Genomic DNA, 26,140 nt, shown 5'->3' with positions numbered 1-26,140 from the left:
CACCCCACGACCCACTGCACGTTCGCGATCCCCCACCGCACATCCCACGCCCCGCCAACACGCCACGCCCACCAGTGCCCGCGCCGCACACGCCACGCCACGTCAGCCCGACCGGGGCACCCAATGTGCACCGGGGCGACCACAACCCGCCCATTACACATCCCGCGCCCCACTGCACGTTCGCGATCCCCCATCGCACACCCCACGCCCCGCTGCACACCCGGCGCCCCATTGCATATCGCACGCGCCGCCAAGACCCACGCGCATCAGCGCCCGCGCCGCACACGCCAGCTCAGCCCGACCGGGGCACCCAATATGCACCGGGGCGACCACAACCCGCCCCACTGCACGCCCCGCGCCCCACCACAGGCCCGACGCCCCGCTACACATCCCGCGCCCCGCTACACATCCCGCGCCCCACTGCACATTCGCAATGCCCCACAGCACACCCCACGCCCGACGCCACGCCCCACGCCGCGCGGCACGCGGGCCCGACGCCCCACCGCACGCCCCACGCCCCGCGCCGCGCGGCTCGACGCCCCACCGCGCCGCCCCAAGCGAGCAGACCCCAGGCGCACACACCACCCCGCGCCCCGCCGCGCGGTCTCAGCCGTCGATCACCGCGACCAGCTCGTCGAGGAACGCCGGGAACGAGGTCGCGCGACGCACGATCCGCTGCACGCTGTCGCGCTCGCTGAACACCTCGACGAACTGCTCGAACACGGTCTGGAACGCCTCGCGGTCGGTCTCGCTGAACGCCACGAGCGCCACCACCTGCACGCGTCCCTCGCCCCAGGCGATCGAGGGGTCGGCGATGCCGATCGCGATGCGCGTCTGGGTCGCGGTCATACCCATCGCGTGCGGCACGGCGAGCGCGTCGGTGAACGCCGTCGACGAGATGGCCTCGCGCTCGACGGCGCGCAAGACGTAGTCCTCGTCGATGACGCCCTGCGAGACCAGCAGCCCGCCCAGGCGCCGGATGACGCCGGCCTCGCCGTCGGTGGCATCCAGGCCCCGGACGAACGCCTCGGGCGCGAAATAGCGCTCGAGTTCGGCCCGCAGACGCGCCAGGCGTCGCCCGCGGCGGATGCGCCCGGCCGCGGCCTGCACCCGCTCGACATCGGCGTCGGTGAGGAACGGCTGGATCCGTACGAAGCGGTCACCCGGACGCGGCGGGTCGATCGTGGTGAGCACGAGGTCGGTGTCGATGGCATCCCACGACGGATCGATGCGCGTCTCGACGCCGACGACCTCGATCGCCTGGCCGAGGGAGCGGTCGACGCTCGAGCGCAGGAGTTCCTGCATCTCGTAGTACCCGGGGCACACGATGGTCGCCGTCAGCAGCTGGTCGGCCCGGCGACTGCGTTCGAGCCGCCCGCCGACGTGCATGGCGATGTAGGCGATCTCGTCGTCGAGGATCGGGATGCCGAGGCCGTCCTGCAGCCCCTTGGCGATGTAGACGGCGACCTCGAAGATCATCGGATACGTCGACTTGAGCGATCGCGTGAGCGGGTTGCGCGACCACGCCTGCTCCCGTGCCCGCGCGAGGAGGTTCTGCACGTGCAGCGCCAGACGGAGGATGAAGTCGTCATGGGCGATGTCCACGAGGAACTCGGATGCCGCGTTCTCGACGACCCGGCGCACCGCGACCTCCACCGCCGGATCGAGGCGCGCGCGCACGTCGTCGTCGCCCGGGGAGCCGGGGGCGACGATGCGGGTGAGCACGAGGGTCGCGAGGTGACGCAGATCTCCGGAGCCCAGTTGCACGCCGATGTGCTTGAGCGTCAGGCGGTCGAGCAGCGTGACGACGGCGGCTGCGGCGTCGGAGGAATCACCGCCGGGTGAGCCGAGGGCGCGGTCGCGGGTGGTGCGGTCGGCGGCGATGGCGATGTGCATGACCACGTCGCCGATGCCGATCTCGTTGACGTAATAGCCCAGGGCTCCGAGTTCGGCCACCAGCTCGGCCTTGAACGGTCCGAAGGCGCGAGCCCCGACCGAGCGCTCCCCGAGCGTGCGCCGCAGCGCGTCGAGGTCGAAGAGGCCGGCATCCATCTCGTCGTGCGCGAGCTTCGACAGCAGACGCCGCTGCGCGACCTCGGTCCCGCGAAGACGGGCGGTGGATGCCGAGCGCTCGAGCGTCAGCTCGGTTCCACCGAGAAGCCCCCGCACGCGTGACAGGTCGGCCTCGAGGGTGGCGGGGCTGACGTGCAGCGAGTCGGCGGTGTCGAAGACGTCGATGCCGTCGGCGGCATCCAGCAGGCGGCGCACGAGCGTGTGCAGGCGGTCGCGCGGGGTTCCCGCGTCGGATCCGGTGATCGAGCGCAGGGCGGCGGCCGCGTTGCTTCCAGCGCGATACCCCTGCGGACCCGATTCGATCGCCGCGCCCCCGGGGACACGGGCGTTGACCGCTGTGACGTAGGAGCGGACGCTGCGCGGGGTCACCCCGAGCGCGTCGGCCAGAGACGCCGCCGTCGACCATTCCGCATCGCGCAGCAGCAGTGCCACGAGGCGGTCTTGGCGAGTCTTCGTCGTCACGATCCGTCCTCCGCACCGCCCCGGTGGGCAGCGTCCCCTCCATCCAACCACGCGTGCGCCGCAGCGGGGCGGGCCCGCGCGCGCGCTGCACCGGCGGGGACGAACCGGCCGCCCGCGCGATGGCGGCGGCGGGCCGACCCGCCGCCGCGACCGCGCGGCTCCTCACCGCGCGGTGCGCCGGAACAGGGCGACCGCGATCGTCAGGGCGACGACGAGGATCGCGAAGCACCACGCCGACGCGACCCAGATCTGTCCGCCGACGGGCTGCTGCGACAGCAGGGCGCGGATGGTGTCGACGATCGAGGTGACGGGCTGGTTCTCGGCGAACCACCGCACGGGCCCGGGCATCGTGTCGGTGGGCACGAACGCCGAGCTGACGAACGGCAGGAAGATCAGCGGGTAGCTGAAGGCGCTGGCACCGTCGATCGTCTTCGCCGCGAGTCCCGCGATGACCGCGATCCACGTCAGGGCGAGGGTGAAGAGCATCAGGATGCCGACCACCCCGAGCCAGGCGGCGACCGACGCCCCCGAGCGGAATCCCAGCAGCAGCGCGACCCCCACGACGAGCGATAGGGATGCCGCGTTCGCGATCAGGGAGGTGAGCACGTGACCCCACAACACGCTGGAGGCCGCGATCGGCAGGGAACGGAACCGGTCGACGATGCCGCCCTTCAGATCGAGGAACAGCCGGTAGGCGGTGTAGGCGATCCCGGATGCCACGGTCACCAGCAGGATACCGGGCAGCAGGTAGTCGACGTACGCGGTGCCGCCGGTGTCGATGGCGCCGCCGAAGACGAAGACGAACAGCAGCATCATCGCGATCGGCATGATCGCCGTGGTCACGATCGTGTCGGGGCTGCGCAGGATGTGCCGCAGCGACCGGCCGGTGAGCACGGCCGTGTCGGAGAGGGCGTGGGTGGTCATGATGCCTCCGCTTCGGTGGCGCCGGTCGGGCCGACGATGGCGAGGAAGATCTGCTCGAGGCTGGGTTGCTTCTCGACGAACTCCCGTGTGGCGGCGGGGAACAGCGCCCGCAGATCGGCGAGGGTGCCCTCGGCGATGATGCGCCCCTCGTGCAGGATCGCGATGCGGTCGGCCAGCTGCTCGGCCTCCTCGAGGTACTGCGTGGTCAGCAGCACGGTGGTGCCGGCCGCGGCGAGCGCGCGGACGGCCTCCCACACGTCGATGCGCGCCTGCGGGTCGAGTCCGGTGGTGGGTTCGTCGAGGAAGACGACGGCCGGATCGCCGACGAGGCTCATCGCGATGTCGAGGCGGCGCCGCATTCCGCCCGAATACGTGGATGCCGCGCGACCGGCGGCATCCGTCAGCGAGAACCGCGCGAGCATCTCGTCGGCGACGCGGCGCGGGTGGGCGAGGCGCCGGAGGCGGGCGACGAGAGTGAGGTTCTCGCGCCCGGTGAGCACCTCGTCGACGGCGGCGAACTGCCCCGTCAAGCTGATCGCGGTGCGCACCCGAGCCCCGTCGGTCGCGACGTCGGTGCCGTCGACCTCGGCTGTTCCGCCGTCGGCGGAGAGGAGGGTCGACAGGATGCGGACCGCGGTGGTCTTGCCGGCGCCGTTGGAGCCGAGCAGGGCGACGATCGTCCCGCGCGCGACGTCGAGGTCGACGCCCGTGAGCACGTGCACGTCGCCGTAGGACTTCATGAGCCCCCGCACGCGGATGGCGGGGGCCGTCTCGATGAGAGGCATGGATGTTCCTTCCGATTCGACCGGCCGCAGGGCGCACGGGACCATCGCCTCCGATCGACCGGGGGTCGGAGGGCGTGCGGGCGAGGCGGATCAGCCCTGGCTGCGGGCCGCCTCGTCGATGGCGCGTGTGAGGCGCGCGCGCTCGCGGCCGATCCAGCTGCCGTCGCCGTAGTTCGCCATGAACTCCTCGGCGAACACGACGGGATCTTCTCCCACGAGGTCGCGGATGGGCGTCCGATCCGCCGCCCCCTGCTCGAGCAGCTCGGCGAGGTCGCTGACCATGCGGATGAGGCCGTCGGTGTCCTCTGTAGGCCCGAGAGTCAGCAGGTAGCGCTCGAGGGCGATGGCGGTCTGCCGGTAGGGCTGAGGGAGGGCGTGCACGCGCTGACGGCATTCGCGCCACTGCTTCTTGGCGCTCAGGTCGCCGATGATCTTCTCGTACCAGGCCATGTCACTTCCTCTTCTCGCGGAGCGCTTCGAGCCGGTCGGCGAGCGTGCTCCAGGTCGTCCAGAATTCTGCGAGCTGAGCTCGCCCGTCGTCGTTGAGCGTGAAGACCTTGCGGGGCGGACCCTTCTCCGACGCGACCTTCTCGACGTCGACGAGACCGCGCTGCTCGATGCGCACGAGGATGGCGTAGACCGTCCCCTCGGCGAGATCGGCGAACCCGCGCTCACGCAGGTCGGCCGTGATCTCGTACCCGTACGCGGGTCGGCCCGCGAGGACGGCGAGCACGACGCCCTCCAGGACGCCTTTGAGCATCTCGGTGTCCTGCTTGCCCATCTGCTACTCCTTGTCGCTGACTACCGCTACAAAGTAACACTCACTACCAGTACTTTGCAACACTGAATAGCGCGGCGTCCGCATCCTCGGGAACAGGCGCGGCATCCATGTTCCGGGGGGTGGGAAACGAACCTGGTTGTCCGCTGGGAACGGGGTGCGGACAATCATGAGGAAGAAAGGCCGGTCGATGAGGATCCTCGTGGTGTGTGGAGCGGGTGCGTCAAGCACGTTCGTGGCGCAGCGCGTTCGCCGTGCTGCATTGGAGCGAGGACTCGACCACTCCGCGTCGGCGGGGACCTCGCGATCCCTGCCGATCGACCTCGACACCGCCGACATCGTGCTCGTCGGTCCGCATCTCGCCGCGGAGATCGACCGCATCCGAGACGCCGCCGCGGCCCGGAGCGTCACCGTCGTGCTCCTCCCCGACGACGTCTTCGCCGACGTCACCGGCACCCGAACCCTCGCCCTGGTCGAAGAGGCGCTGCACGTCCGCCAGCCCGCGGACACGATCTGACATCGACGGAAAGGACCCCATGCCGCACCTGACCCGCACCGTCCGCATCGGATCGTCGCACGGCCTGCACGCCCGCCCCGCGAAACTCTTCGCGCAGGCGGCCAAGGAATCCGGCATCCCCGTGACCATCGCGAAAGACGCGGGCAAACCGATCAACGCGGCCAGCATCCTCGGCATCATCGCCCTCGGCCTGGAGTACGGCGACTACGTCACCCTCACCGCCGACGGCGCGAACGCCGAAGCCACGATCGACCGCCTCAGCGAACTGCTGACCACCGACCACGACGCCGAGTAAAGACGCCGCGTGAGAACGCCGGCTGAAGAGGCCCAGCAAAGGAAAGCAAGCACCATGACGGAACTCCGTGGAGTCGGAATCGGACTGGGCGTCGCCCAGGGACCCATCGCGCGCATGGCAGAGCCCCTGCCCGCCCCGAAGGACGCCAAGAGCGAGCTCTCGGTCGACGACGAGACGGCCCGCGTGCGCGAGGCCGTCGCCGCGGTCGCCCGTGAGCTCGAGGCCCGCGGAGCGCAGGCCGGCGGTGCCGCACGCGACGTGCTCGAGGCGCAGGCGATGATCGCCGAGGACCCGACCCTCGAGGCCGAGGTCGACAGCCGCCTCGCCGCGGGCAAGACCGGCGAGTTCGCCGTCCACGACGCCTTCGCCTCGTTCCGCGAGCAGCTGGTCGCCCTGGGCGGTTATCTCGGCGAACGCGCCGCCGACCTCGACGACGTCGCCCAGCGCGTGATCGCCCGCCTCCGCGGCGTCGCCGCTCCCGGCATCCCCGACCCCGGCCACCCGTTCGTGCTGGTCGCGAAAGACCTGGCCCCCGCCGACACCGCACTGCTCGACCTCGACAAGGTGCTCGCCCTGGTCACCACCGAGGGCGGCCCCACCTCGCACACTGCCATCCTCGCCCGCGAGAAGTCGATCGTCGCCGTCGTGGGCGCGAGCGGCGCCAAGGACCTCGTCGACGGGCAGTCCGTCATCGTGGATGCCGCCGCGGGCGTCGTCACGGTCGACCCGACCGACGACGAGAAGGCACGCGCACTCACCCGTGCGGCCTCGCGGGCCGCCGCAGCATCCGCCCCGATCACCGACGGCGCCCTCGCCGACGGCACCAAGGTGCCGCTGCTGGCGAACCTCGGCAAGCCCGGCGGCGCATCGGAGGCCGTCGAGCTGGGCGCCGAGGGCGTCGGGCTCTTCCGCACCGAGTTCCTCTTCTTGAGCTCCAGCTCCGCGCCCACGGTCGAGGAGCAGCGCGCGGCGTACACCGAGCTGCTCGCCGCCTTCCCCGGCAAGAAGGTCGTCGTGCGCGTGCTCGACGCCGGCGCCGACAAGCCCCTCCCCTTCCTCAACGACGCGCACGAGGAGAATCCCGCGCTGGGCCTCCGCGGCCTCCGCGCCCTGCGCGCGAGCGAGGACATCCTGCGCGAGCAGCTGACGGCACTTGCCGAAGCGGATGCCGCGACCCGGGCGTCCGAGGCCGGGCCCGCCGACCTGTGGGTCATGGCGCCCATGGTGTCGACGGTCGAGGAGACCCGCTACTTCACCGACCTGGCGAAGGACTACGGCCTGAAGACCACCGGCGTGATGGTCGAGGTGCCGTCCTCGGCGCTGCTGGCCGACCGCATCCTGCAGATCGCCGACTTCGCCTCCATCGGCACCAACGACCTGACGCAGTACACCCTCGCCGCCGACCGTCTGCTCGGTTCGGTCGCGTCGTTCCAGGACCCGTGGCATCCGGCCGTCCTCCGCCTCATCCGCGAAGTCGGGGCCGCGGGCCGCGCGAACGGCAAGCCCGTCGGCATCTGCGGCGAGGCCGCGGCCGACCCGCTGCTGGCCGTCGTGCTCGTCGGCCTCGGCGCCACCACGCTGTCGATGGCCCCCACGGCCCTCGCCGACGTGCGCGCGAGCCTGCTCACCCACACTCTCGACGATGCCCGCCGCATCGCCGAGGCAGCCCTGGCCGCCGATGACGCGGCCTCAGCCCGCGAGGCGGCCCAGGCCGCCTCCTCGACCCCCGTCGCGGTGTAAGCCGCTCACCCCAACTGCGGCACTGCCGCACCGCCAGTCAAGGAGACACAGCAATGACGACGACGTCAGCCACCAAGAAGCCGGGAGGAGCACGGATCGCCGTACAGCGATTCGGTACGTTCCTCTCCGGCATGATCATGCCGAACATCGCGGCATTCATCGCATGGGGTTTCATCACCATGCTCTTCATCCCCGCCGGCTTCTTCGGCGCCGACAGCCCGTTCGGCTGGCACTGGTCGCCGGTCGCCGAGATCCTCGGCGGCGGCGGTGACGCCGCGGTGATCAACTGGCCCGGCGCCATGACCGCACTCACCGCGACCGAGGACGGCAGCACCTACCAGGGCTACGTGGGCCTGGTCAGCGTGATGATCACGTACCTGCTGCCGCTGCTCATCGCCAACACCGGTGGACGCATCGTCTACGGTGCGCGCGGTGGCGTGGTCGCGACGATCGCCGTGATGGGTGTCATCGTCGGCACCAACATCCCGATGTTCCTCGGCGCGATGATCATGGGCCCGCTCGCGGCGTGGATCACCAAGCAGATGGACAAGCTGTGGGACGGCAAGATCCGCCCCGGCTTCGAGATGCTCGTTAACAACTTCTCGGCCGGCATCCTCGGCATGATCCTCGCGATCGTCGGCTTCTTCGCCTTCGGTCCGGTGTTCCTCGGCATCAGCGCCGTCCTCGGCAGCATCGTGGCGTTCCTCGTGCAGTTCAACCTGCTGCCGGTGCTGTCGATCATCGTCGAACCGGCCAAGGTGCTGTTCCTCAACAACGCCATCAACCACGGCGTGTTCACCCCGCTCGGCATCGAGCAGGCCGCGGAGAGCGGCAAGTCGATCCTGTTCCTCATCGAGGCCAACCCCGGCCCCGGCCTGGGTCTCCTCCTCGCCTTCACCTTCTTCGGTGTGGGTGCGGCGAAGGCGTCGGCTCCCGGCGCGATCATCATCCAGTTCCTCGGTGGCATCCACGAGATCTACTTCCCGTACGCCCTCGCGAAGCCCATGACGATCCTCGCCCTGATCGCCGGTGGCGCCTCGGGTGTCGCCACGAACATGATCTTCCAGGGTGGCCTGGCCTTCCCGGCCGCGCCCGGCAGCATCATCGCCGTCACCGTCGCCGCCATCGGCGCCGGTCCCGCCAACCTGCTGGTCGTGTACCTGTCGGTGGTCGTCGCCGCCGTCGTCACCTTCCTCGTGGCGGGCGTCATCCTGCGCGCTTCGCGCAAGCGCGACCAGGAGGCCGAGGGCGACAGCTTCGCCGCGGCCATCGACCAGACCGCGGCCAACAAGGGCAAGGAGTCGTCGACCCTCGGCGCCCTCCGCACCCGCGCGGCCGGCACCACCGGCGCCGGCACCACCGAGGCGGCCGACCGCGACGTCGACGGCGCCCTCGGCGGGCTCGGCGGCGGTGTCGCCACGAAGCAGTTGAACAACATCGTGTTCGCCTGCGACGCCGGCATGGGGTCGTCGGCGATGGGCGCGAGCGTCCTGCGCAACAAGATCAAGAAGGCGGGCCTCGACGGGGTCACGGTCACCAACCAGGCGATCGCGAACCTCGACGGCTCGGCCGACCTGGTCATCACGCAGAACCAGCTCACCGACCGCGCGAAGGCGCAGTCGCCCGATTCGGTCCACGTCTCGGTCGACAACTTCATGAACTCGCCGAAGTACGACGAGGTCGTGGAGATGGTCCGCGCGCAGCACGACGCGAAGTAACACCTACCACGGAGGGGCCGGCGCGCAAGCCCGGCCCCTCCGCCTTCCCGTCCGGCCCGTCTTTTGCGAGGCTGGACAGCACGACGAGAAAGGCGAGAACCATGTCAGACGTCCTCCGCATCGAATCCGTCCGCATCCACCCCGGGAGCGCCACCCGCGAGGAGGCGATGAAAGAGGCCGCAGACCTGCTGCAGGCCGCGGGCTCCGTCACCGGCGAGTACTTCTCCGCCATGCAGCAGCGCGAAGAGACCGTGTCGACGTACATGGGCAACGAGCTCGCGATCCCTCACGGCACCAACGAGACCAAGCAGGCCATCCTCACCTCGGGCCTGTCCGTCGTGCGGTACGACGGCGGCGTCGACTGGGGCGGCGAGCCGGTGACCTTCGTCGTCGGCATCGCCGGCAAGGGCGACGAACACCTCGAGATCCTGTCGCAGATCGCCATCCTCTTCTCGGAGGAGGACGATGTCGCGCGCCTCAAGGCCGCCTCCTCCCCCGACGAGCTCTACGAGGCCCTCTCCGGGTCCGTCAACGCATGAAGGCCGTCCACTTCGGCGCCGGCAACATCGGTCGCGGTTTCGTCGGCCTGCTGCTGCACGAGGGCGGGTACGACCTCGTCTTCTCCGACGTCTCCGCGGCCCTCGTCCAGGCGATCAACGATGCGTCGTCGTACACCGTCCACGAGGTGGGGGACGGCGGCGTCGACAAGCAGGTGACGGGCTTCCGCGCGATCGACAGCTCGGTGGATGCCGAGGCCCTCGTCGACGAGATCGCCACGGCCGACGTGGTGACCACCGCCGTCGGGCCGACGATCCTGAAGTTCGTCGCCCCGCACATCGTCGCGGGCCTCGCGTTGCGCGACCCCTCGCTCGCGCCGCTGCAGATCATGGCGTGCGAGAACGCGATCGGCGCCACCGACCAGCTGCGCGAGCACGTGGTCGCGCTGGCGGGCGAGTCGTGGGACGCCCTGGCATCCCGTGCCGTGTTCGCCAACACCGCGGTGGACCGCATCGTGCCGGCGCAGGCCCAGGGCGGCGTCGACGTCACCGTGGAGCCGTTCTACGAGTGGGCCATCGAGCGGCCCCCGTTCGGCGACAACCCGCCGCACATCCCGGGCGCGCACTTCGTCGACGACCTCGAGCCCTACATCGAGCGCAAACTCTTCACCGTCAACACCGGGCACGCCACCACGGCGTACTTCGGCGCGCAGGCGGGCATCGACCGCATCTCCGACGCCCTCGCCGATCCCGCGATCGCGGCCAAGGTCGAAGCGGCGCTCGAGGAGACCAGCGCGCTGCTGGTCGAGAAGCACGAGCTCGATGCCGGGGTGCAGGGCGAGTACCGCGCGACGATCCTGCGGCGCTTCCGCAACGCCGCCCTGCCCGACACCGTCTGGCGCGTGGGGCGTCAGCCGCTGCGCAAGCTCTCGCGTCACGAGCGTTTCGTCGGTCCGGCCGCCGAGGCCGTGGACCGGGGTCTGCCCGTCGACGCGCTCGTCGCCGCGATGGCCGCCGCCCTGGAGTTCACGGACGCCGAGGACACCCAGGCCGTCGACCTGCAGCGCATGCTGCGTGAGATGGATGCCGAGGCGTTCACGGCCGAGGTGACCGGTCTCGGCGCCGCGCATCCGCTTCACTCCCGGGTCGTCGAGGTCGTCGCGACCCGTCAGGCGGCGCTGCGCGCCTGAGCCCGCCCCGCGCCTCCACCTGCACGAACCACCACCGCCGCCGATGCGACGCCCCGCGCGTCGCGTCGGCGGCGGTCGTTCGCCCGGGCGGCGGGGTTACCCTCGTCACGTGACCGACACCCCGCTCCCGTCCGAGGCCCGTCCCCGCCGTCGTCGCCGGTGGCTGCGCTGGACCCTCGGGGGCCTCGGCGCCGTCGTCGTGCTGCTCGTGGGCGGCATCCTGATCTACACCCAAGTGGGGGTCATGGGCGCCGAACCCGGACCGCTGGCCGCGGCCGAGCAGAACCCCGACCTGACGATCACCGACGACGGGGCGGGCATCGTGCTGTCCCCCTCCACGGGGGCGACCGGTCAGGGCCTGGTGTTCATCCCGGGGGCGAAGGTCGAAGCCGAGGGGTACATCGCCACCTTCGCCGACACGGTCGTCGACGACGGCATCACCGTCGTCATCACCCGCCCGTGGCTGAACCTCGCCTTCTTCGATCCACGTCCCCTCTCGACCTTCACCGACCTCGCCCCCGACGTCACCGGCTGGGCCGTCGGTGGCCATTCCCTCGGCGGTGTCCGCGCGTGCCAGTTGGCCTCCGATGCCGACGCGCTGGTGCTGTTCGCCTCGTACTGCGCGAACGACCTGTCGGCATCCGGTCTCCCCGTCCTCAGCCTCTCCGGCTCCGAGGACGGCCTCAGCACCCCGCAGAAGATCGCGGATGCCAAGGCACAGCTGCCGTCGTCGGCCACCTTCGTGGAGATCCCCGGCGCCTCGCACGCCTCCTTCGGCGCGTACGGCCCCCAGGCCGGCGACGGCACCCCCACGGCCGACCCCGACGAGGTGGACCGCGTGATCGCAGAGCAGCTCGCGGGCTTCCTCCCGCGTCCCTGAGCATGGCGTGCGGCGTCCGGTCGGGGCGTGCCGAACCCGGTCCGCGCGAGGCGGCGGGCGGGGCAAGCCCGAACGCGAAGGCCGTCGGCCGCGACCGGCCATCGTTCCGACTACTTAGTGACGAATAAGTAGTCGTCTCAGTAGTGGCGTTCATTGCCCCCTTACTCAGGCGATTCGTACGATTCCAATAGCCGGCTCCAACGCATTTGATTGATACAGAAAAGCACCGGCATCATGTCCGCTTTTCGGATCGTCCGCCCATCGGGCGGCGGTTCCCCGATCGATGCGACGCCGCGCGTCGTGCGAAAGGCCCATGTTCTCGTCGCGCCGTTTCGCCGCGCGTCCCGCACCGACGCGGGTCGCTTCCATCGCCGCCGTCGTGGCCGTGGTGGCGATGCTGCTGGGGTCGGGCGTGACCGCGGCGAGCGCGAGCGCGTCCGCTCCCGCCTCGCCGATTCCGAGCACATCGTCGCCGGCTCCGGGCACGCCGGCGCCGACGGAGTCACCGGCGACCCCGGCACCCACCGAGCAGGCGACTCCGACCCCCTCCGAGCAGGCGAGCCCCGCCCCCTCCCCCGGCGCCCCCGTCGACGAACCCGCTGACGACGTCGTCCCCTCAACACCGCCGACCGACGACGACTCGGCGGACGACGCCGACACCCCGAGCGCTCCCACCGAGGCACCGCTCGAGACGCCCGAGACCCTCGATCCGGCTTCCGACGGTCCGATCGACGACCCCGCCGCATCCGTCCAGATGCGTGCTCCCCCCGAGGCGCGTATCGGCATCCTGGCCGCGGGCGTCCCGGAGGCGCCGGCCGAGGTCTGGGCCGAGACCTTCGAACAGGGTCTGAACACGACCACGCCGTCGGCCCTGACGGCCTACGCGGGCGGCCGGTACACGGCGTCGCCCGGGTGGTCCACACCCGCGAACTGCACCGGCGTGCTGGTGAACTTCTCGGCGACCTACCCGAACACGCAGTTCTGCCCGAGCCAGTCCCTGTTGAACATCCCCGTGTCGACGGCCTCGGCGCGAGAAGTCCGTCGCCTCGCCGACGTGCTCGGCCAGGTGGCCGCCGGTACCCCCGGCTCGACCTCGGCGACGGCACCGGCCAACGGTTCCAGCGCCACCACGCGCACCAACCACGGGCTCGTCAACCTCCCCTATGCGGGTGTCACGGGCACGACCGTGGCGCAGAGCGCGAGCCCGATCGCCGTCAGCGCCGCCGGATCGCGGTATTACACACTGCGCTTCGATGCCGCCGCCGCGCCCTGCAACGCCAACGCACCCGCGCTTTCGCTCTCCCTGTTCTCGGGCGCCACGACCCTGCTGGCTCCGTTCGCCACCGCCGTGAATCCCTGCGCGATCACGGGCAACGTCTTCTACACGTCCCCCGCACAGACGGCATCCGGCGGTCTCCTCGACCCCGCGATCGGTTCCTCCGCCCGCGCCGCGACCTTCACGGGCTCCTCGGCGGGGCTCTTGACCCCCGCCCAGATCGCCGCCGCCCAGGTGCGTGTGACCAACACCACCACCGGCGTCGGCAGCGGGTTCGGTGTCGACAACCTGCGCGTGCTCGACGTGACCCCGAGCCTCGACTGGGCGTTCAGCCCGTCGAGCGTCCCCGTCGGGACGGCCTCGACCCTGACCTACACGATCACCAACACCTCCGACCTCCTCGCCAAGAGCGACTGGACGTTCACCAACACCCTGCCGGCGGGTCTCACGGTCGCCCCGACGCCCGCCGTCGGCGGCACCTGCACCCAGGTGACGGGGACGACCTTCGCCGTCACCGCCCTCGCCGGCGCCTCCAGCATCGCGGTGGTCGGGGGCGACCTGGCCGCCGCAACCGCGTCGTGCACGGTCTCCGTGAACGTCGTGGCGGCCACCGAGGCCACCTTCACCAACGCCCCCGCCAACGTCGTCACCCCGCTGCTCGCCCCCGACGCGGCCACCCTGACGGTCACGCCCGCCTCGCGCCTCACCGTCCGCAAGAACCTGCCCGCGCGTCTCGCCTCCACCGACCAGTTCACCCTCTCGGTGCGAAGCGGCAGCACGGTCATCGCGTCGGCGACCACCACCGGCACCGCGACCGGGCTGCAGGCGGCCCAGGTGTCGCGGCAGATCGTCGAGGCCGGCGCCACCTACACGATCTCCGAGACGCCCACCTCGGGCGTCGCGCTGGGCTACGCCAGCGCGTACGAGTGCACCCGCGAGGGAACGGTCATCGCCGCGGGCAGCTCACGCTCGGGTCCGCTCACCATGCCGCAGGACGACGGCGCCGAGGTCGTCTGCACGTTCACCAACACCCTGCAGCAGCCGCGCCTGTTCTGCGACAGCGGGCTCTTCTACGGTCTGACGACCAACGGCGCGCTCGTGCAGGCCGACGGCGCGGTCGGGGGCCAGGCCACCGTCGGCACCTGGGCGAACGTCACGGGGGCGAACGCGCTGGGCGTGGCCTCCGGCGGTACCGGGGCCTACGCCCTGAACAGATCGACGGATGCCGCGAACGTGCTGTCGATCCTGAAATGGTCGCCGACCGGCGGCTTCGAGACCCTCGCGAACTCGGCGTACACGACGACCGATCGCGCCGGCACGGTGATCCCCGGCAGCATCGTCGCCGGAGCCATCGACCTGGTGACCGGCCGCTACCTCTTCGGCAAGTACAACAACGGCTCGTTCTACACGTGGAGCTTCACCGAATCGGCCCCCGCGGCATCCCGGTTCACCTACCTCGGCTCCTTCAGCGCGGGCTCCGCCCCCAACGGCAACGGCGACATGGCCTTCGACAACCGCGGCAACCTGTACGTCCTGGGAGCGGCCACCGTCAACAACGCCAGCAGCGCCGCCATCTTCACCGTGACCGCCGAGACCCTCGCCGGCGCCACCGGCGGCACCCTCGCCGTGAGCACCTCGGCCACCCGGACACTGAACGGCCTGGATGCCACGCCCGCCTTCGGCAGCGTCAACGGCATCGCCTTCTCGCCCCGCGGCACGATCTACCTCTCGAGCTCGACCAGCACGTACGAGTTCGACCCGACCACCTGGACCCGGGTCGCGGGCACACCCCGCATCGACTTCGCCTCGACCGACCTCGCGAGCTGCAACAGCCCCGGCACGATCACCGTGCAGAAGAACGTCGTCGGACGGGCGGCATCCACCGATCAGTTCCAGCTCACGCTCGCCGACGCGAACGGCGCCCTGGGCACGGCCTCCACCACCGGCACCGCGACCGGTCGGCAAGCCGCGCAGGTCGGCGCCTTCCCTGCCGCGATCGGGTCGACGCTGACGGTGTCGGAGGCGATGGCGGCGGGGTCGACCTCGGCCATCGGGGTCTACACGGTCCGCCTCGAATGCTGGACCGACGGCATCCGCATCGCGAACGCCGCCGCGACCAGCGCCGCCGTCACCATGCCCGACCGCTTCGGCGCCAACGTCGTGTGCACCTTCTTCAACTCCCCCAGTCCCGTCGCATTGGTCACGGTGATCAAACGCGTGCTCGACCCGGCCACCGGCCAGTCGGCACCCGCGGCGGGGTGGAGCCTGGGCGCCGCGGCCGTCGCCACCGCCGGCAGCGCGACCCTGCTGCCCAGCGAAGCGCCGCGCCAGACCAGCGACGCCACGGGCTCCGCCGTCTGGAGCGTACTGTTCGGCTCCGCCGCCTCCCGCGCCACGCTCACGATCTCGGAGGTGCAGCAGACGCGCTTCAGCTTCGTCAGCGGCACGTGCACGGTCAACGGCACCGCCACGCCCGTCACCTTCACGACCGCGAGCGGCGTGGTCAGCGGCGGCATCACCGGGGTCGGACCCTCGGCGATCGTCGTGTGCACGCTCGTGAACCAGCCGATCACCTCCCTCACCCTGGTGAAGACGGTGTCGGCCGGATCGGTCGCCGCCACCGACTGGACGCTGTCGGCCACCGCTCCCACCGGCGCACTGCCCGGTCCTTCCGGCCGCACGGCGACCGCTGCGACGACGAACGTGGCGGTGTCGCCCGCACGCCCCTACCGGCTGGCCGAGACCGGCACCAACGCCGCCTACGTGCAGGTCGGCGCGTGGCGGTGCGTCGAGTCCACGGGTGCCGAGGTCGCCGTCACCACCGCGAGCGACGTGACGCTTCGCACCGGTACGGCCGTCACCTGCACCGTGACCAACGCCACCGCGACCCTGACGCTGCTGAAGGACGTCACCGCCCCGAGCCCCGGGTTCGTGCCCTCCACCTGGACGGTGACGGCCGTCCCCGCCGCCCTGGCCGGCGCGGCGCTTCCGACGCAGAGCCGCGTCGGCGCGGCCTACGACCCCGTCGCCGGCAACGCCGCGAGCACGTTCGAGGTGCGCCCGGGGCACGGCTACACGCTGTCGGAGGCGCCCACCGTGCCCGGCACGCGATTGGCCTACATGACCCTCCGCCTCGAACGGCTCGACGGCTCCACGTGGACCCCGGTCACCGGACGCGGCGTCACCGCCCCCGCCGCCGGCCAGAGCGCGATCTACCGCTTCGTCAACGCCCCGGTCGTGGGTCCCGTCCTCCCCCTCACGGGCGGTGTCGGCGCCGACGCGTTCATCATCGCCGGAGGCCTCCTGCTCGCCCTCACCGTCGTGGGCGCCCTGATCCACCGCAGACGCAGGGGAGGGAGCCTTCCGACGTGAACCCTCCCGTCGCGCGATGCCGCCGACCGCACCACTTCCGCACCATCACCGAACACCTTCCGAGAGGAACCACCATGTCCATCCGCAAGAGAGCGGCCGCCGTCCTGAGCGTCCTCGCGCTCGGGGCCCTCACCGCCGTCGGGGCCGTCGCCCCCGCATCGGCCGTGACGCTGCCGGGCAACATCGACTCGACCGTCAACCGCACCCTCACCCTCCACAAGCACGCGCTCGGACCCTCGACGCCGCTGAACCCGACGTCGACGGGCCAGCAGCTGGCCACGCCGCCGGCCGACCCGCTCGCGGGCGCGCAGTTCACCGCCACGCTCGTGTCGGGCGTCGACCTGACCACCGCCGCCGGCTGGACGCAGGCCGCATCCCTCACGCCGGCGCAGGCAGCCCAGCGTCCCAACACGGTGAGCTTCGTGTCGTCGGTGTCCAACACCGCCGGTGTCGCGACCTTCTCGCCCGACCCCGCGCTGTACCCGACGGGTCTGCCCATCGGCGTGTACCTCGTCACCGAGACGCAGCTGCCGGCGACCGCCACGAACCCGGCGGCGCCGTTCCTGGTGACGCTGCCCACGCCCACCGGGGCGGCGGGCTCCCCCGCCAACCAGTGGATCTACGATGTGCACGTGTACCCCAAGAACGCCGTCACCCAGCTGACCAAGACGCGCGTTCCCGCTCCGGCCGGGTCGGTCGAGCAGCGCAACCCCGACCTCATCCGTTGGGCCATCGCCTCGTCGATCCCGACCCTCGCCACCGGTGACACCATCGACGTGTTCACGCTCACCGACGTCCTGCCGTCCGAGCTGACCTACCTGACCGCGGCGACCGTGCCCGCGGGCGTCACCCCGTCGAACGTCGTCGTCACCAACGCCTCCGGTACGACGCAGACCTTCACCGAGGGCACCGACTACACCATCACCAACGCCGGCGGCACGCTGACGCTGGAGTTCAACGCGGCCGGCCGCGCCCGCCTCGCGGGTGTGCAGGGGGGCACGGTGACGTTCAACGTGCTGACCCGTGCGACGGCCATCCCCGCCAGCGGCATCATCGTCAACACGGCGCGCGCCAACGTCAACGGCGCGACCGAGGAGGTCACCGGCTCGACGCCGATCGGCCAGCTCACCGTGTCGGCCTACACCACCTCGAACGGCGCGCGCGTGCCGCTCGCGGGGGCGGTCTACCAGGTGTTCCTGACGGAGCAGGATGCCATCAACGGCGCCAACCCGATCGTCATCAACGGTGAGACCACCTGGACGACCGGCGCGAACGGCAACGTCATCGTGCCGATCATCACGCCGGGCAACTACTGGGTGCGCGAGACGGTGCCCCCGACCGGGTACCAGCTGCCCTCGCCCGACCGCGTGCTCACCGCGGTCGTCCCCGGCCCGACCTCGACCACCGCGCCCGTGCGCAACTACGTCGAGTTCGCGCACAACCAGGTGCCCGCGTTCGCCCTGCCCATCACCGGTGGCGACGGCGGTCTGTGGTTCGGCGTCGGCGGCGCAGCCCTGCTGACCGCCATGGTCGGCGCGGCGTTCGTCGTGTCGCGTCGCCGCGCCCGCGCGGTCCAGGCGCCCGCCTGAGGGATCACGCGATGACGAAGGGGGCGACGGTGCGGCGGGATGCCGCGCCGTCGTCCCCCTCCTCCGCGCCGCTCCGGCGCGACCTCCGGCGTCCGAAGTGGAAGCTCTCGCTCGTCTCCCTGGCGCTCGCACTGGGGGCCCTCGTCGGGGTCGGCCTGCTGATGTACCCCACGGTGGCCGCCTGGTTCGCCCAATACGTGCAGTCCCAGGTCATCGACGGCTACTCGAACCAGATCCGCGACCTCGGCGCCGACACGCTCGCCGACCAGCTCGACGCCGCTCGGGCGTACAACTCCCGCCTCATCGACGGCGGGGCCGAGATCGCCGCGAACGAACGCCTCCCCCTGGCCAACTCCCCCGATCAGACCAGCGATTACGCCGAGCAGCTGCGATCGGATGCCGCGGGCCTCATGGCACGGCTGAAGATCCCCGCGATCGACGTGGACCTCCCCGTGTACCACGGCACGAGCGAGCAGGTGCTCTACGAGGGCGTCGGGCACCTCGAGGGCACCGCGCTGCCGGTGGGCGGAGAGACGACGCACTCCGTGCTGACGGCTCATCGCGGGCTCGCGACCGCGGAGTTGTTCACCCACCTCGACCGGGTCGGCCTCGACGACACGTTCACCATCGAGGTCTTCGGCGAGGTGCTCGTCTACCGCGTCGTCGACACGCGCGTCGTCGAGCCCGAAGACACCGAATCCCTCGCCCCGGTGGTGGGCCGCGATCTGGTGACCCTCGTCACCTGCACCCCGCTGGGGGTGAACAGCCACCGCATCCTCGTGACGGGCGAGCGCGTCATCCCGACTCCCCAGTCCGAGCTCGACGGCGCGGGCGCCCACCCCGACATCCCCACCTTCCCCTGGTGGATCTTCGTGCTCGCCGCCGCCCTCGTCGCCGCAGGCGTGTACGTCTGGTGGGCCGGCCGCCCTCCGCGGCGGCGCTGAACGCGCGAGTGTCCAAGACACTCCGGATGCCAGGACTCGGCATCCGCGTGTCTTGGACACTCGGGGCGCGGGGACGCGCTATTCGCGGGGCGGTTCGTCGCGGGCGGCGCGAGCCTTCTCGGCGGCCAGCTCCGCGCGGATCGACTCGGTGCGCACGTCGGTCGGACGCTCACCCGACTCCCACAGGTGGTCGACGCCGGCCTGCGGGTGCCCCTCGGTGGCGGCGAGCGACGCCTCGAGCGCCCGCTCGAAGCGGCTCTGACGACGCTTCAGCCACAGACCCACGACCAGGAACACCGCCAGCAGCACGTACGCCGACGCGGCGAAGGGGTGCAGCACGAGATCGGCGACGTTGCCCTGGCTCAACTGCAGCGCCTTGCGCAGCTGCTGCTCGCCCATCGGCCCGAGGATCAACCCCACGATGAGCGGGGCGATCGGGAACCCGAATCGCCGCATGAAGTACCCCAACGCCCCGACGATCAGCAGGATGACGATGTCGAGCGTCGAGAAACTCACCGCGTACGCGCCCAGCACCGCGAAGGTGAGGATGCCGGCGTAGAGATAGGGACGCGGAATCTGCAGCACCTTCACCCACAGCCCCGCCAGCGGCAGGTTCAGCACGATGAGCAGCACGTTGCCGATGTACAGGCTCGCGATCAGCGCCCACACCAGGTCGCCCTGGTTCTGGAACAGCTGGGGCCCGGGCTGGATGCCGTACGACTGGAACGCCGTGATGATGATGGCCGCGGTGGCCGTCGTCGGCAGGCCCAGCGTCAGGAGCGGCACGAGCACGCCCGCCGCGGCCGCGTTGTTCGCGGCCTCGGGACCGGCGACGCCCTCGATCGCTCCGCGACCGAACTGCCCCTTGTTCTTCGACAGCTTCTTCTCGCTCGCGTAGGAGAGGAAGGTCGCCACGTCGGCGCCGCCGGCGGGGATGGTGCCCACCGGGAAGCCGATGAAGGTGCCGCGCAGCCACGGCTTCCACGAGCGTCGCCAGTCCTCCCGCGTCATCCAGTTCCGCCAGCCCCGCGTGACCGGGATCACCGGGATCGGTCCGTGGCGCAGGCGCGCGGCGACGTAGAGGGTCTCCCCCACCGCGAACAGCCCGACGGCCACGAGCACGACGCTCACACCGTCCGACAGCGCGAGCACGCCCATCGTGTACCGCGCCTGACCGGTGGTCGCCTCGGTGCCGATGAGGCCGACGAGCAGTCCGATGCCGAGCGAGGCGAGACCGCGGGCGGGAGAGGAGCCGAGCAGCGCGCCGACGGTGATGAAGGCCACCACGATGAGGGCGACGAAGTCGGCCGGCGAGAGGTTGACCGCGAACCGCGCGAGCAGGGGGGCGAAGAGGGTCAGCAGGACCGTTGCGATGGTGCCGGCCACGAACGAGCCGATCGCCGCCGTCGCCAGGGCCGCGGCCCCGCGGCCCAGCTTGGCCATCTTGTTGCCCTCGATCGCGGTGATGACCGAGGCCGATTCACCCGGGGTGTTGAGCAGGATGCTGGTGGTCGAGCCACCGTACATCCCGCCGTAGTAGATGCCCGCGAAGGTGATGATCGCCGCCGTCGGCGACAGCGTGTAGGTCAGCGGCAGCAGCAGTGCCACGGTCATGGCCGGGCCGATGCCCGGGAGCACCCCGACCGCGGTCCCGATGACCACGCCCAGCAGCGCGAACAGCAGGTACTCCGGCTGCAGCGCAGTGGCGAAGCCCTCCATGAGGGAGTTGACAGAATCCATGTCGACGGTCTCCTAGCCGAACAGGGGTCCGGGGCCGTACCACCAGTCGAAGGCGGCCCCGCGAGGAAGGAAGAGGCCCAGGCCCTCACCGAAGAGGAGCTGGGTGCCGATGCCGATGACGAGCCCGACGAGGAAGGCCACCCAGGGGCGCTTGGCCCCGAGCGTCCAGGCGACGCCGCCGAACAGCAGGGCTGCGACCATCCACCAGCCGAGCAGTTCGAGCAGCAGCAGGACGGCGACGAGGAGGGCGACGAGCTTGAGGATCGTCCACCAGTCGGTCTTGGCATCCGGGTCGATGTCCTCGCCCTCTTCGCGCGGCGCCACCTGGCCCCGGAGGGCCGCGATCACCAGCGCCGCACCGGAGCCGAGCAGGATCACCGCGACGGCGAAGGGGAACACCTGCGGGCCGATCGCCGCGCCGGCGGGCACGCGGATGGCGAAGGCCCCGACGAGGGCGAAGACGCCGAGAGCGAAGACGACGCCCGCGAAGATCGCGTTGCCGATGCGCTCGGCGCCCCACCGGGGGCGGACGGACGACGCCCCCGGCAGGTCGGTGGTCGTCACGAGACCAACCCGATGTTCTTCAGGGTCCCCGACACGTCGACGATGTTCTCGTCGACGAACGAGGTGAAGTCGTCACCGGTCAGGAAGGCGTCGGTCCAGCCGCGCTCCTCGAGCACGGTCTTCCACGCACCCGACTCGTGCATCTCGGTCACCAGGGCGGTGAGGCCGGCGGCATCCGCTTCGCTGATCCCGCCGGGGGCCAGCAGCCCGCGCCAGTTCGTGTAGACGACGTCGAAGCCTTCGGAGGTCATGGTGGGAACATCGGGCAGCAGTGTCGCCGCCTCCTCGCTCGACACAGCCAGGGCGCGCAGGTCGCCCGACTCGACGTATTCGGCGAACTCGCCCACACCCGAGATGCCGGCCGCGGCGTTGTTGCCCAACAGGAGCGACACGGCCTCGCCGCCACCGGCGTTGGGAACGTAGTTGAGCTTTTCGGTGATGTCCGCGCCGGTGAGGCCGGCCTCTTCGAGCAGGAGTCCCGCGAGGATGTGGTCAGCGCCACCGGCGGATCCGCCGGTGATGGTGACGCCCTGGCCGTCGGCGACGACCGCGTCGACGAGGTCCTTCAGCGTCTGGAACTCGCTCGCGGCGGGCACGACGACGACGAGCGGCTCCTCGGTCAGGCGCGCGATGGGGGTGGTGTCCTCGATGCGGTTCTCAGCGGCGTTCGTCTCGACCGCGCCGACCATCACCAGGCCCGTGACCATGAGGGTGTACGGGTCGCGCTCGTTCGCGAGCGAGGCGAGGCCGACCGTGCCGCCGGCGCCGCCGACGTTGCTGACCGCCGCGGTGCCGACCAGGCCGTCACCGGTGAGCACGTCCGAGACGGCGCGACCGGTCTGGTCCCAGCCGCCGCCCGGGTCGGCGGGAACGACGATGTTCACGGAGTCGATCGACGCGGCGTCGTCGGAGGCGGCCGCTCCCCCGGCGCCCGCACCCTGCGGGTTGCATCCGGTGAGGGCTGCGAGCGACAGCGCGGCCAGGGGGACGAGGGCGATGGTGGTGCGACGCATGCGCGGTACTCCTCTTCGAGTTCGAGGAGGCTCCGTCGCCTCCCCGCTGATGGCTCACCGTAGGCAGCGCCGAAGTCGGCCGTCGCGCTTGTGCAACTAACGACGAGTTCGGCAACTATTGGTCGCACGCCGGCCTGCGCCGGACACACGCCACGAGAGACAATGAACCGTGGTCCGAGCACTGTCGCTGAGACTGCAGCTGTTGCTGCTGCAGGCGCTGATCGTGTGCGTCGTGACCCTCGGGGCGGGCATCGTCACCGTCTGGATCCAGGAGAACGCGATCCGCGACTCCTACCGCGAGCGCATGGTCGGGGTGGCGCTGTCGATCGCGCGCCTGCCCGTCATCGTCGAGGCGTTCGATGACCCCGACCCCTCGGTGGCGATCCAACCCGTAGCCGAGGTCATCCGCGAGGCGTCGGCGCTGACCTATGTGGTGGTGACCGACCTCGATGGCATCCGTCTGTCGCACCCGAACCCCGACCGCATCGGCGAGAGCGTGTCGACCGACCCGTCGATCCCCCTTTCGGGACAGGTGTGGTCGGGCACCGAGACGGGGACGCTGGGCACGTCGTACCGCGTGAAGGTGCCGATCTTCTCCGACGGCGACACCCGCGCCGACGACGAGGGCGCCCGGGTCATCGGCGCGGTGTCGGTGGGAGTGCTCGAGTCGGAGCTGGCCGCCGACCTGCAATCGCGCCTCCCGGGCCTCCTGCTGGCGTTCGGCGGAGCCGCGGTGGCCGGAGTGTTCGGCGCCGCATGGGTGTCCGCCCTGATCCGCCGCCGCATCCTGGGGCTGGAGCCCGACGAGATCGCCGAGCTCGTGGGCGAGCGCGAGACGATGCTGCACCGCCTCAGCGAGGGCGTGATCCGCGTCGACCACCGAGGCATCGTCACGAGTGCCAACGACGCCGCCGAGCGCCTCATCGGTCGAGGGCCGTTGAGCGGACGCCGCGCCGACGAGACGCTCGACGGGCCGCTCCTGCAGGTGATGGAAGACGGCGAGCCCGAGGGGCGGCTGGTGTTGGCGGGCGAGCGTCCCGTGATCGCGCGGTCGACCGGCCTGCGCGACGACCGGGGTCGCGTCGTGGGCGGCACGCTGCTGCTGCGCGACCACACCGAGCTCCACGAGGCCCTTCGCAGCATGGACGGGCAGCAGTCGCTGACCGAGGGACTCCGCGCGCAGGCGCACGAGTTCGCCAACTCGCTGCACGTCGTGTCGGGCCTGCTGGAGCTCGGCGCGTGGGATGACGCGCGGGAGTTCATCGCGCAGGTGCGACCGGGCGGACCGCTGGATCCGGGACCGGATGCCGCGGCCCTCGGCAGCGAGCTGACCGCGCTGCTGTCGGTCAAGATCGCCCGCTCCCGCGAGCTCGACGTCGCCCTCGAGGTCGTCGCGCACGGCACTCCCGCGCCGGAGTCGATCGGCGACCTCATCACCGTGGTGGGCAACCTCGTCGACAACGCCCTCGAGGCATGCCGCCCCGGCGACCGGTTGCGGGTGACGGTGGATGCCACCGACTCCTCGGTGCGCGTGCGCGTCGACGACAGCGGCGCCGGGGTGCCCGATGCGCTCCGCGCGCACGTGTTCGACGAGGGCGTGAGCACGAAGGGCACCAACGTCCGCGCCCGCGGCATCGGTCTGGCGCTCGTGCGACGAGTCGCGCGCCGGCGGGGCGGCGAGGCCCGCGTCGAGCGTTCCCCCCTCGGCGGTGCGCGGTTCGAGGTCGTCCTCCCCGTGGCCGAGCGGGTGTCGTGATGCTGCGCGTCCTCGTCGTCGACGACATCCCCGCCGTGGCATCGCTGCACGGCCGGTTCGTGTCGGCGCATCCGGGGTGCGAACTCGTGGGCACGGCGGGCAGCGGACCGGATGCCGTGTCCGCGGTGGCCGAGCTCCAGCCCGACCTCGTGCTGCTCGATGTGCACCTCCCGGGCTTCTCGGGCCTCGACGCCCTGCGCTCCGTGCGCGCCGACGGCTCGCTCGTGCAGCCGGAGGTGATCGCCGTGACGGCGGCGCGCGATGTCGACACCGTGCGCACGGCCCGGCTGATGGGCGTGCAGCACTACCTCGTCAAACCGTTCACCGCCGGCGATCTGCACGCGCGCATCGACGACGTCCTCGCCGAGAGGCGGTCCTCCGCCGCGGTCGCCGGCTCGCTCGATCAGCAGGGCGTCGACGCGGTGCTGCGTCCCGTGACGAAGCGCCCCCTGCCGAAGGGCCTGTCGCGCCCCACGCTCGACCTGGTGCGCACGGCCCTGGTCGAACTGGGGTCCGCCAGCGCGGCCGAGGTCGCCGATCACCTCGGACTGTCACGTGTCAGCTGCCGGCGCTACCTCGAGCACCTCGCGGACGACGGGGAATGCGTGCGCAGCCTCGACTACACCACCGCCGGGCGGCCGAGTACGCGGTACACGGTCGCCGCCGCCGCTCCCTGAGTACGCCACCCCGGTCGAGTGTCCACGACACGCCGCACACCGGCGGCGCAGACGGCGATTCCTGGACACTCGACCCACGCGCGCCCGGCGCCCACCCCTGCAGTCCGTCGCCGTTGCACGCGTGAGAGTCCAGAACACCCGCACGTTCCGAAGAACGGTCCGGGTGTCGTGGACACTCAGGCGACGAGCACCGCGCGCGACGGCCGTGACGCACGCCGGCGCGGCGACTAGCGCTGGAACCCGTCCGAGATGATCTCGATGAGCTCCTCGCGCTCCTCCACCGGCAGGAAGGCCCCCGCTGCGGCGTTGAGCTGGAACGCCTCGAGATCGTCGAGGTCGTAGTCGAACGCCTGCGCCAGCAGGCCCAGCTCGCGGGTGAGCGAGGTCGCGCTCATCAGACGGTTGTCGACGTTCACGGTGACCGAGAAGTCGAGCTGGTAGAGCAGGTCGAACGGGTGGGCGTCCATCGTGTCGCCCCACGCCGTGACGGCCCCCGATTGCAGGTTCGACGTCGGCGAGAGCTCGAGCGTGATCTCGCGATCGCGCACCCAGCGGGCCAGGTCGCCGAAGGTCACCTGCACCTCCTCGCCCTCGCGGGAGACGACGTCGAGATCGTTGGCGATGCGCACACCGTGGCCGAGTCGCAGGGCGCGACCGTCGATGAGGGCGGAGCGGATGGATGCCAGTCCCGCACCCTCGCCCGCGTGCACGGTCGTCGGGAAGAACTGGTCGGCGAGGTAGTCGAACGCCGCGCGGTGGCCGGACGGCAGGAAGCCGTCCTCGGGTCCGGCGAGGTCGAAGCCGACCACGCCACGGCCGCGCCAGGCCACGGCGAGCTCGGCGACGTCGCGGGCGTTGGCGTTGTGGCGGAGCGCCGTGAGCAGCTGCCCGACACGGATGTCGTGGCCGCGCGCGTCGGCGGCATCCTCGCCCTCTTCGATGCCCTCCTGCACGGCATCCACGACCTCGTCGAGGGTGAGGCCGCGCGTGAGGTGCTGCTCGGGCGCCCACCGCACCTCGCCGTAGACGACGCCGTCGGCCGCGAGGTCTTCGACGAACTCCTTCGCGGTGCGCACGAGTCCCTCGCGCGTCTGCATCACGCCGACGGTGACCGAGAACTTCTCGAGGTAGTCCTCGAGCGACCCGCCGTCGATGTGGTCCGAGAACCACGCCCCGAGTCCCTTCGCGTCGCGGGCCGGGAGGTCGAGGCCGATCTCGTCGGCCAGCTCCAGCACGGTCTGCGGGCGGAGACCCCCGTCGAGGTGATCGTGCAGCGACACCTTGGGGAGGTCCCGCACCGCGCGGTCGCCGATGCGGACGTCGTCGGATGCCATGGTGTTCCTTCGCTGA

Annotated in this window: 21 protein-coding genes; 12 read left to right on the top strand and 9 right to left on the bottom strand. The window is 71.3% G+C overall.

All coding sequences use genetic code 11. The annotated features are described in order from the left end of the window. Positions 1-606: 606 nt before the first annotated feature. From QRO03_RS01005 to QRO03_RS00985, 5 genes are all read right to left on the bottom strand, one after another. Positions 607-2,535: a BglG family transcription antiterminator gene (locus tag QRO03_RS01005; protein WP_285135664.1), complete on the bottom strand. Its 1,929-nt coding sequence runs from the start codon at positions 2,533-2,535 to the stop codon at positions 607-609. A gap of 162 nt (positions 2,536-2,697) precedes the next feature. After that, positions 2,698-3,459 carry an ABC transporter permease gene (locus QRO03_RS01000; RefSeq protein WP_285135663.1) on the bottom strand — a complete coding sequence of 254 codons (762 nt, stop codon included), beginning with the start codon at positions 3,457-3,459 and terminating at the stop codon, positions 2,698-2,700. Further along, positions 3,456-4,244 (bottom strand): ABC transporter ATP-binding protein, encoded by a 789-nt coding sequence (locus tag QRO03_RS00995; protein ID WP_285135662.1) that lies wholly within the window; start codon positions 4,242-4,244, stop codon positions 3,456-3,458. Before QRO03_RS00995 ends, QRO03_RS01000 begins: the two co-directional genes overlap by 4 nt. Before the next feature lie 90 nt (positions 4,245-4,334). After that, a complete protein-coding gene (locus QRO03_RS00990; protein ID WP_285135661.1) occupies positions 4,335-4,694 on the bottom strand; it encodes a DUF1048 domain-containing protein in 360 nt (119 codons plus the stop codon). A gap of 1 nt (position 4,695) precedes the next feature. Further along, positions 4,696-5,025, bottom strand: a complete 330-nt coding sequence (locus QRO03_RS00985; protein WP_285135660.1) for a PadR family transcriptional regulator — start codon at positions 5,023-5,025, stop codon at positions 4,696-4,698. Positions 5,026-5,212: 187 nt separating this feature from the next. Between QRO03_RS00985 and QRO03_RS00980 the strand changes: the two genes are divergently transcribed. From QRO03_RS00980 to QRO03_RS00935, 10 genes are all read left to right on the top strand, one after another. Then, a complete protein-coding gene (locus QRO03_RS00980) occupies positions 5,213-5,539 on the top strand; it encodes a PTS sugar transporter subunit IIB (RefSeq protein ID WP_285135658.1) in 327 nt (108 codons plus the stop codon). Positions 5,540-5,558: 19 nt separating this feature from the next. Continuing rightward, entirely contained in the window at positions 5,559-5,834 is a 276-nt protein-coding gene (locus tag QRO03_RS00975) for an HPr family phosphocarrier protein (protein WP_183418306.1), read from the top strand. A 54-nt stretch (positions 5,835-5,888) separates the two neighbouring features. Next, positions 5,889-7,574: a phosphoenolpyruvate--protein phosphotransferase gene (gene ptsP / locus QRO03_RS00970; RefSeq protein WP_285135657.1), complete on the top strand. Its 1,686-nt coding sequence runs from the start codon at positions 5,889-5,891 to the stop codon at positions 7,572-7,574. A 53-nt stretch (positions 7,575-7,627) separates the two neighbouring features. After that, positions 7,628-9,292: a PTS mannitol transporter subunit IIBC gene (locus QRO03_RS00965; protein ID WP_285135656.1), complete on the top strand. Its 1,665-nt coding sequence runs from the start codon at positions 7,628-7,630 to the stop codon at positions 9,290-9,292. 101 nt (positions 9,293-9,393) lie between these two features. Next, entirely contained in the window at positions 9,394-9,831 is a 438-nt protein-coding gene (locus QRO03_RS00960; RefSeq protein WP_285135655.1) for a PTS mannitol transporter subunit IIA, read from the top strand. After that, positions 9,828-10,979, top strand: coding sequence for a mannitol-1-phosphate 5-dehydrogenase (locus QRO03_RS00955; protein WP_285135654.1), 1,152 nt, complete (start codon positions 9,828-9,830; stop codon positions 10,977-10,979). Before QRO03_RS00960 ends, QRO03_RS00955 begins: the two co-directional genes overlap by 4 nt. 109 nt (positions 10,980-11,088) lie before the next feature. Then, a complete protein-coding gene (locus tag QRO03_RS00950; RefSeq protein WP_285135653.1) occupies positions 11,089-11,859 on the top strand; it encodes an alpha/beta hydrolase in 771 nt (256 codons plus the stop codon). Between the two features lie 313 nt (positions 11,860-12,172). After that, complete coding sequence (locus tag QRO03_RS00945; RefSeq protein ID WP_285135652.1) at positions 12,173-16,507, top strand: DUF7933 domain-containing protein; 4,335 nt, start codon at positions 12,173-12,175, stop codon at positions 16,505-16,507. Between the two features lie 74 nt (positions 16,508-16,581). After that, positions 16,582-18,096 carry a SpaH/EbpB family LPXTG-anchored major pilin gene (locus QRO03_RS00940; protein WP_285135651.1) on the top strand — a complete coding sequence of 505 codons (1,515 nt, stop codon included), beginning with the start codon at positions 16,582-16,584 and terminating at the stop codon, positions 18,094-18,096. Between the two features lie 11 nt (positions 18,097-18,107). Further along, positions 18,108-19,040 carry a class C sortase gene (locus tag QRO03_RS00935; protein ID WP_285135650.1) on the top strand — a complete coding sequence of 311 codons (933 nt, stop codon included), beginning with the start codon at positions 18,108-18,110 and terminating at the stop codon, positions 19,038-19,040. 78 nt (positions 19,041-19,118) lie between these two features. Here QRO03_RS00935 and QRO03_RS00930 read toward each other — a convergent pair whose 3' ends face one another. The 3 genes from QRO03_RS00930 to QRO03_RS00920 are packed head-to-tail and all read right to left on the bottom strand — an operon-like array spanning position 19,119 to position 22,357. Next, positions 19,119-20,780, bottom strand: coding sequence for a tripartite tricarboxylate transporter permease (locus QRO03_RS00930; RefSeq protein WP_285135649.1), 1,662 nt, complete (start codon positions 20,778-20,780; stop codon positions 19,119-19,121). A 12-nt stretch (positions 20,781-20,792) separates the two neighbouring features. Continuing rightward, positions 20,793-21,344, bottom strand: a complete 552-nt coding sequence (locus QRO03_RS00925; protein WP_285135648.1) for a tripartite tricarboxylate transporter TctB family protein — start codon at positions 21,342-21,344, stop codon at positions 20,793-20,795. Beyond that, entirely contained in the window at positions 21,341-22,357 is a 1,017-nt protein-coding gene (locus QRO03_RS00920; RefSeq protein ID WP_285135647.1) for a Bug family tripartite tricarboxylate transporter substrate binding protein, read from the bottom strand. Before QRO03_RS00920 ends, QRO03_RS00925 begins: the two co-directional genes overlap by 4 nt. A gap of 169 nt (positions 22,358-22,526) precedes the next feature. Between QRO03_RS00920 and QRO03_RS00915 the strand changes: the two genes are divergently transcribed. After that, positions 22,527-24,113 (top strand): ATP-binding protein, encoded by a 1,587-nt coding sequence (locus tag QRO03_RS00915; protein WP_285135646.1) that lies wholly within the window; start codon positions 22,527-22,529, stop codon positions 24,111-24,113. Further along, positions 24,113-24,790 carry a response regulator gene (locus QRO03_RS00910; protein WP_285135645.1) on the top strand — a complete coding sequence of 226 codons (678 nt, stop codon included), beginning with the start codon at positions 24,113-24,115 and terminating at the stop codon, positions 24,788-24,790. Before QRO03_RS00915 ends, QRO03_RS00910 begins: the two co-directional genes overlap by 1 nt. Before the next feature lie 227 nt (positions 24,791-25,017). Here the strand turns inward: QRO03_RS00910 and QRO03_RS00905 are convergent, their stop codons facing one another. Then, complete coding sequence (locus tag QRO03_RS00905; RefSeq protein WP_285135644.1) at positions 25,018-26,124, bottom strand: adenosine deaminase; 1,107 nt, start codon at positions 26,122-26,124, stop codon at positions 25,018-25,020. Between the last annotated feature and the right edge of the window lie 16 nt (positions 26,125-26,140).

The sequence above is a fragment of the Microbacterium sp. lyk4-40-TSB-66 genome (assembly GCF_030209475.1).
GTDB lineage: Bacteria > Actinomycetota > Actinomycetes > Actinomycetales > Microbacteriaceae > Microbacterium.
This window is presented reverse-complemented; position numbering and strand designations above follow the sequence as displayed.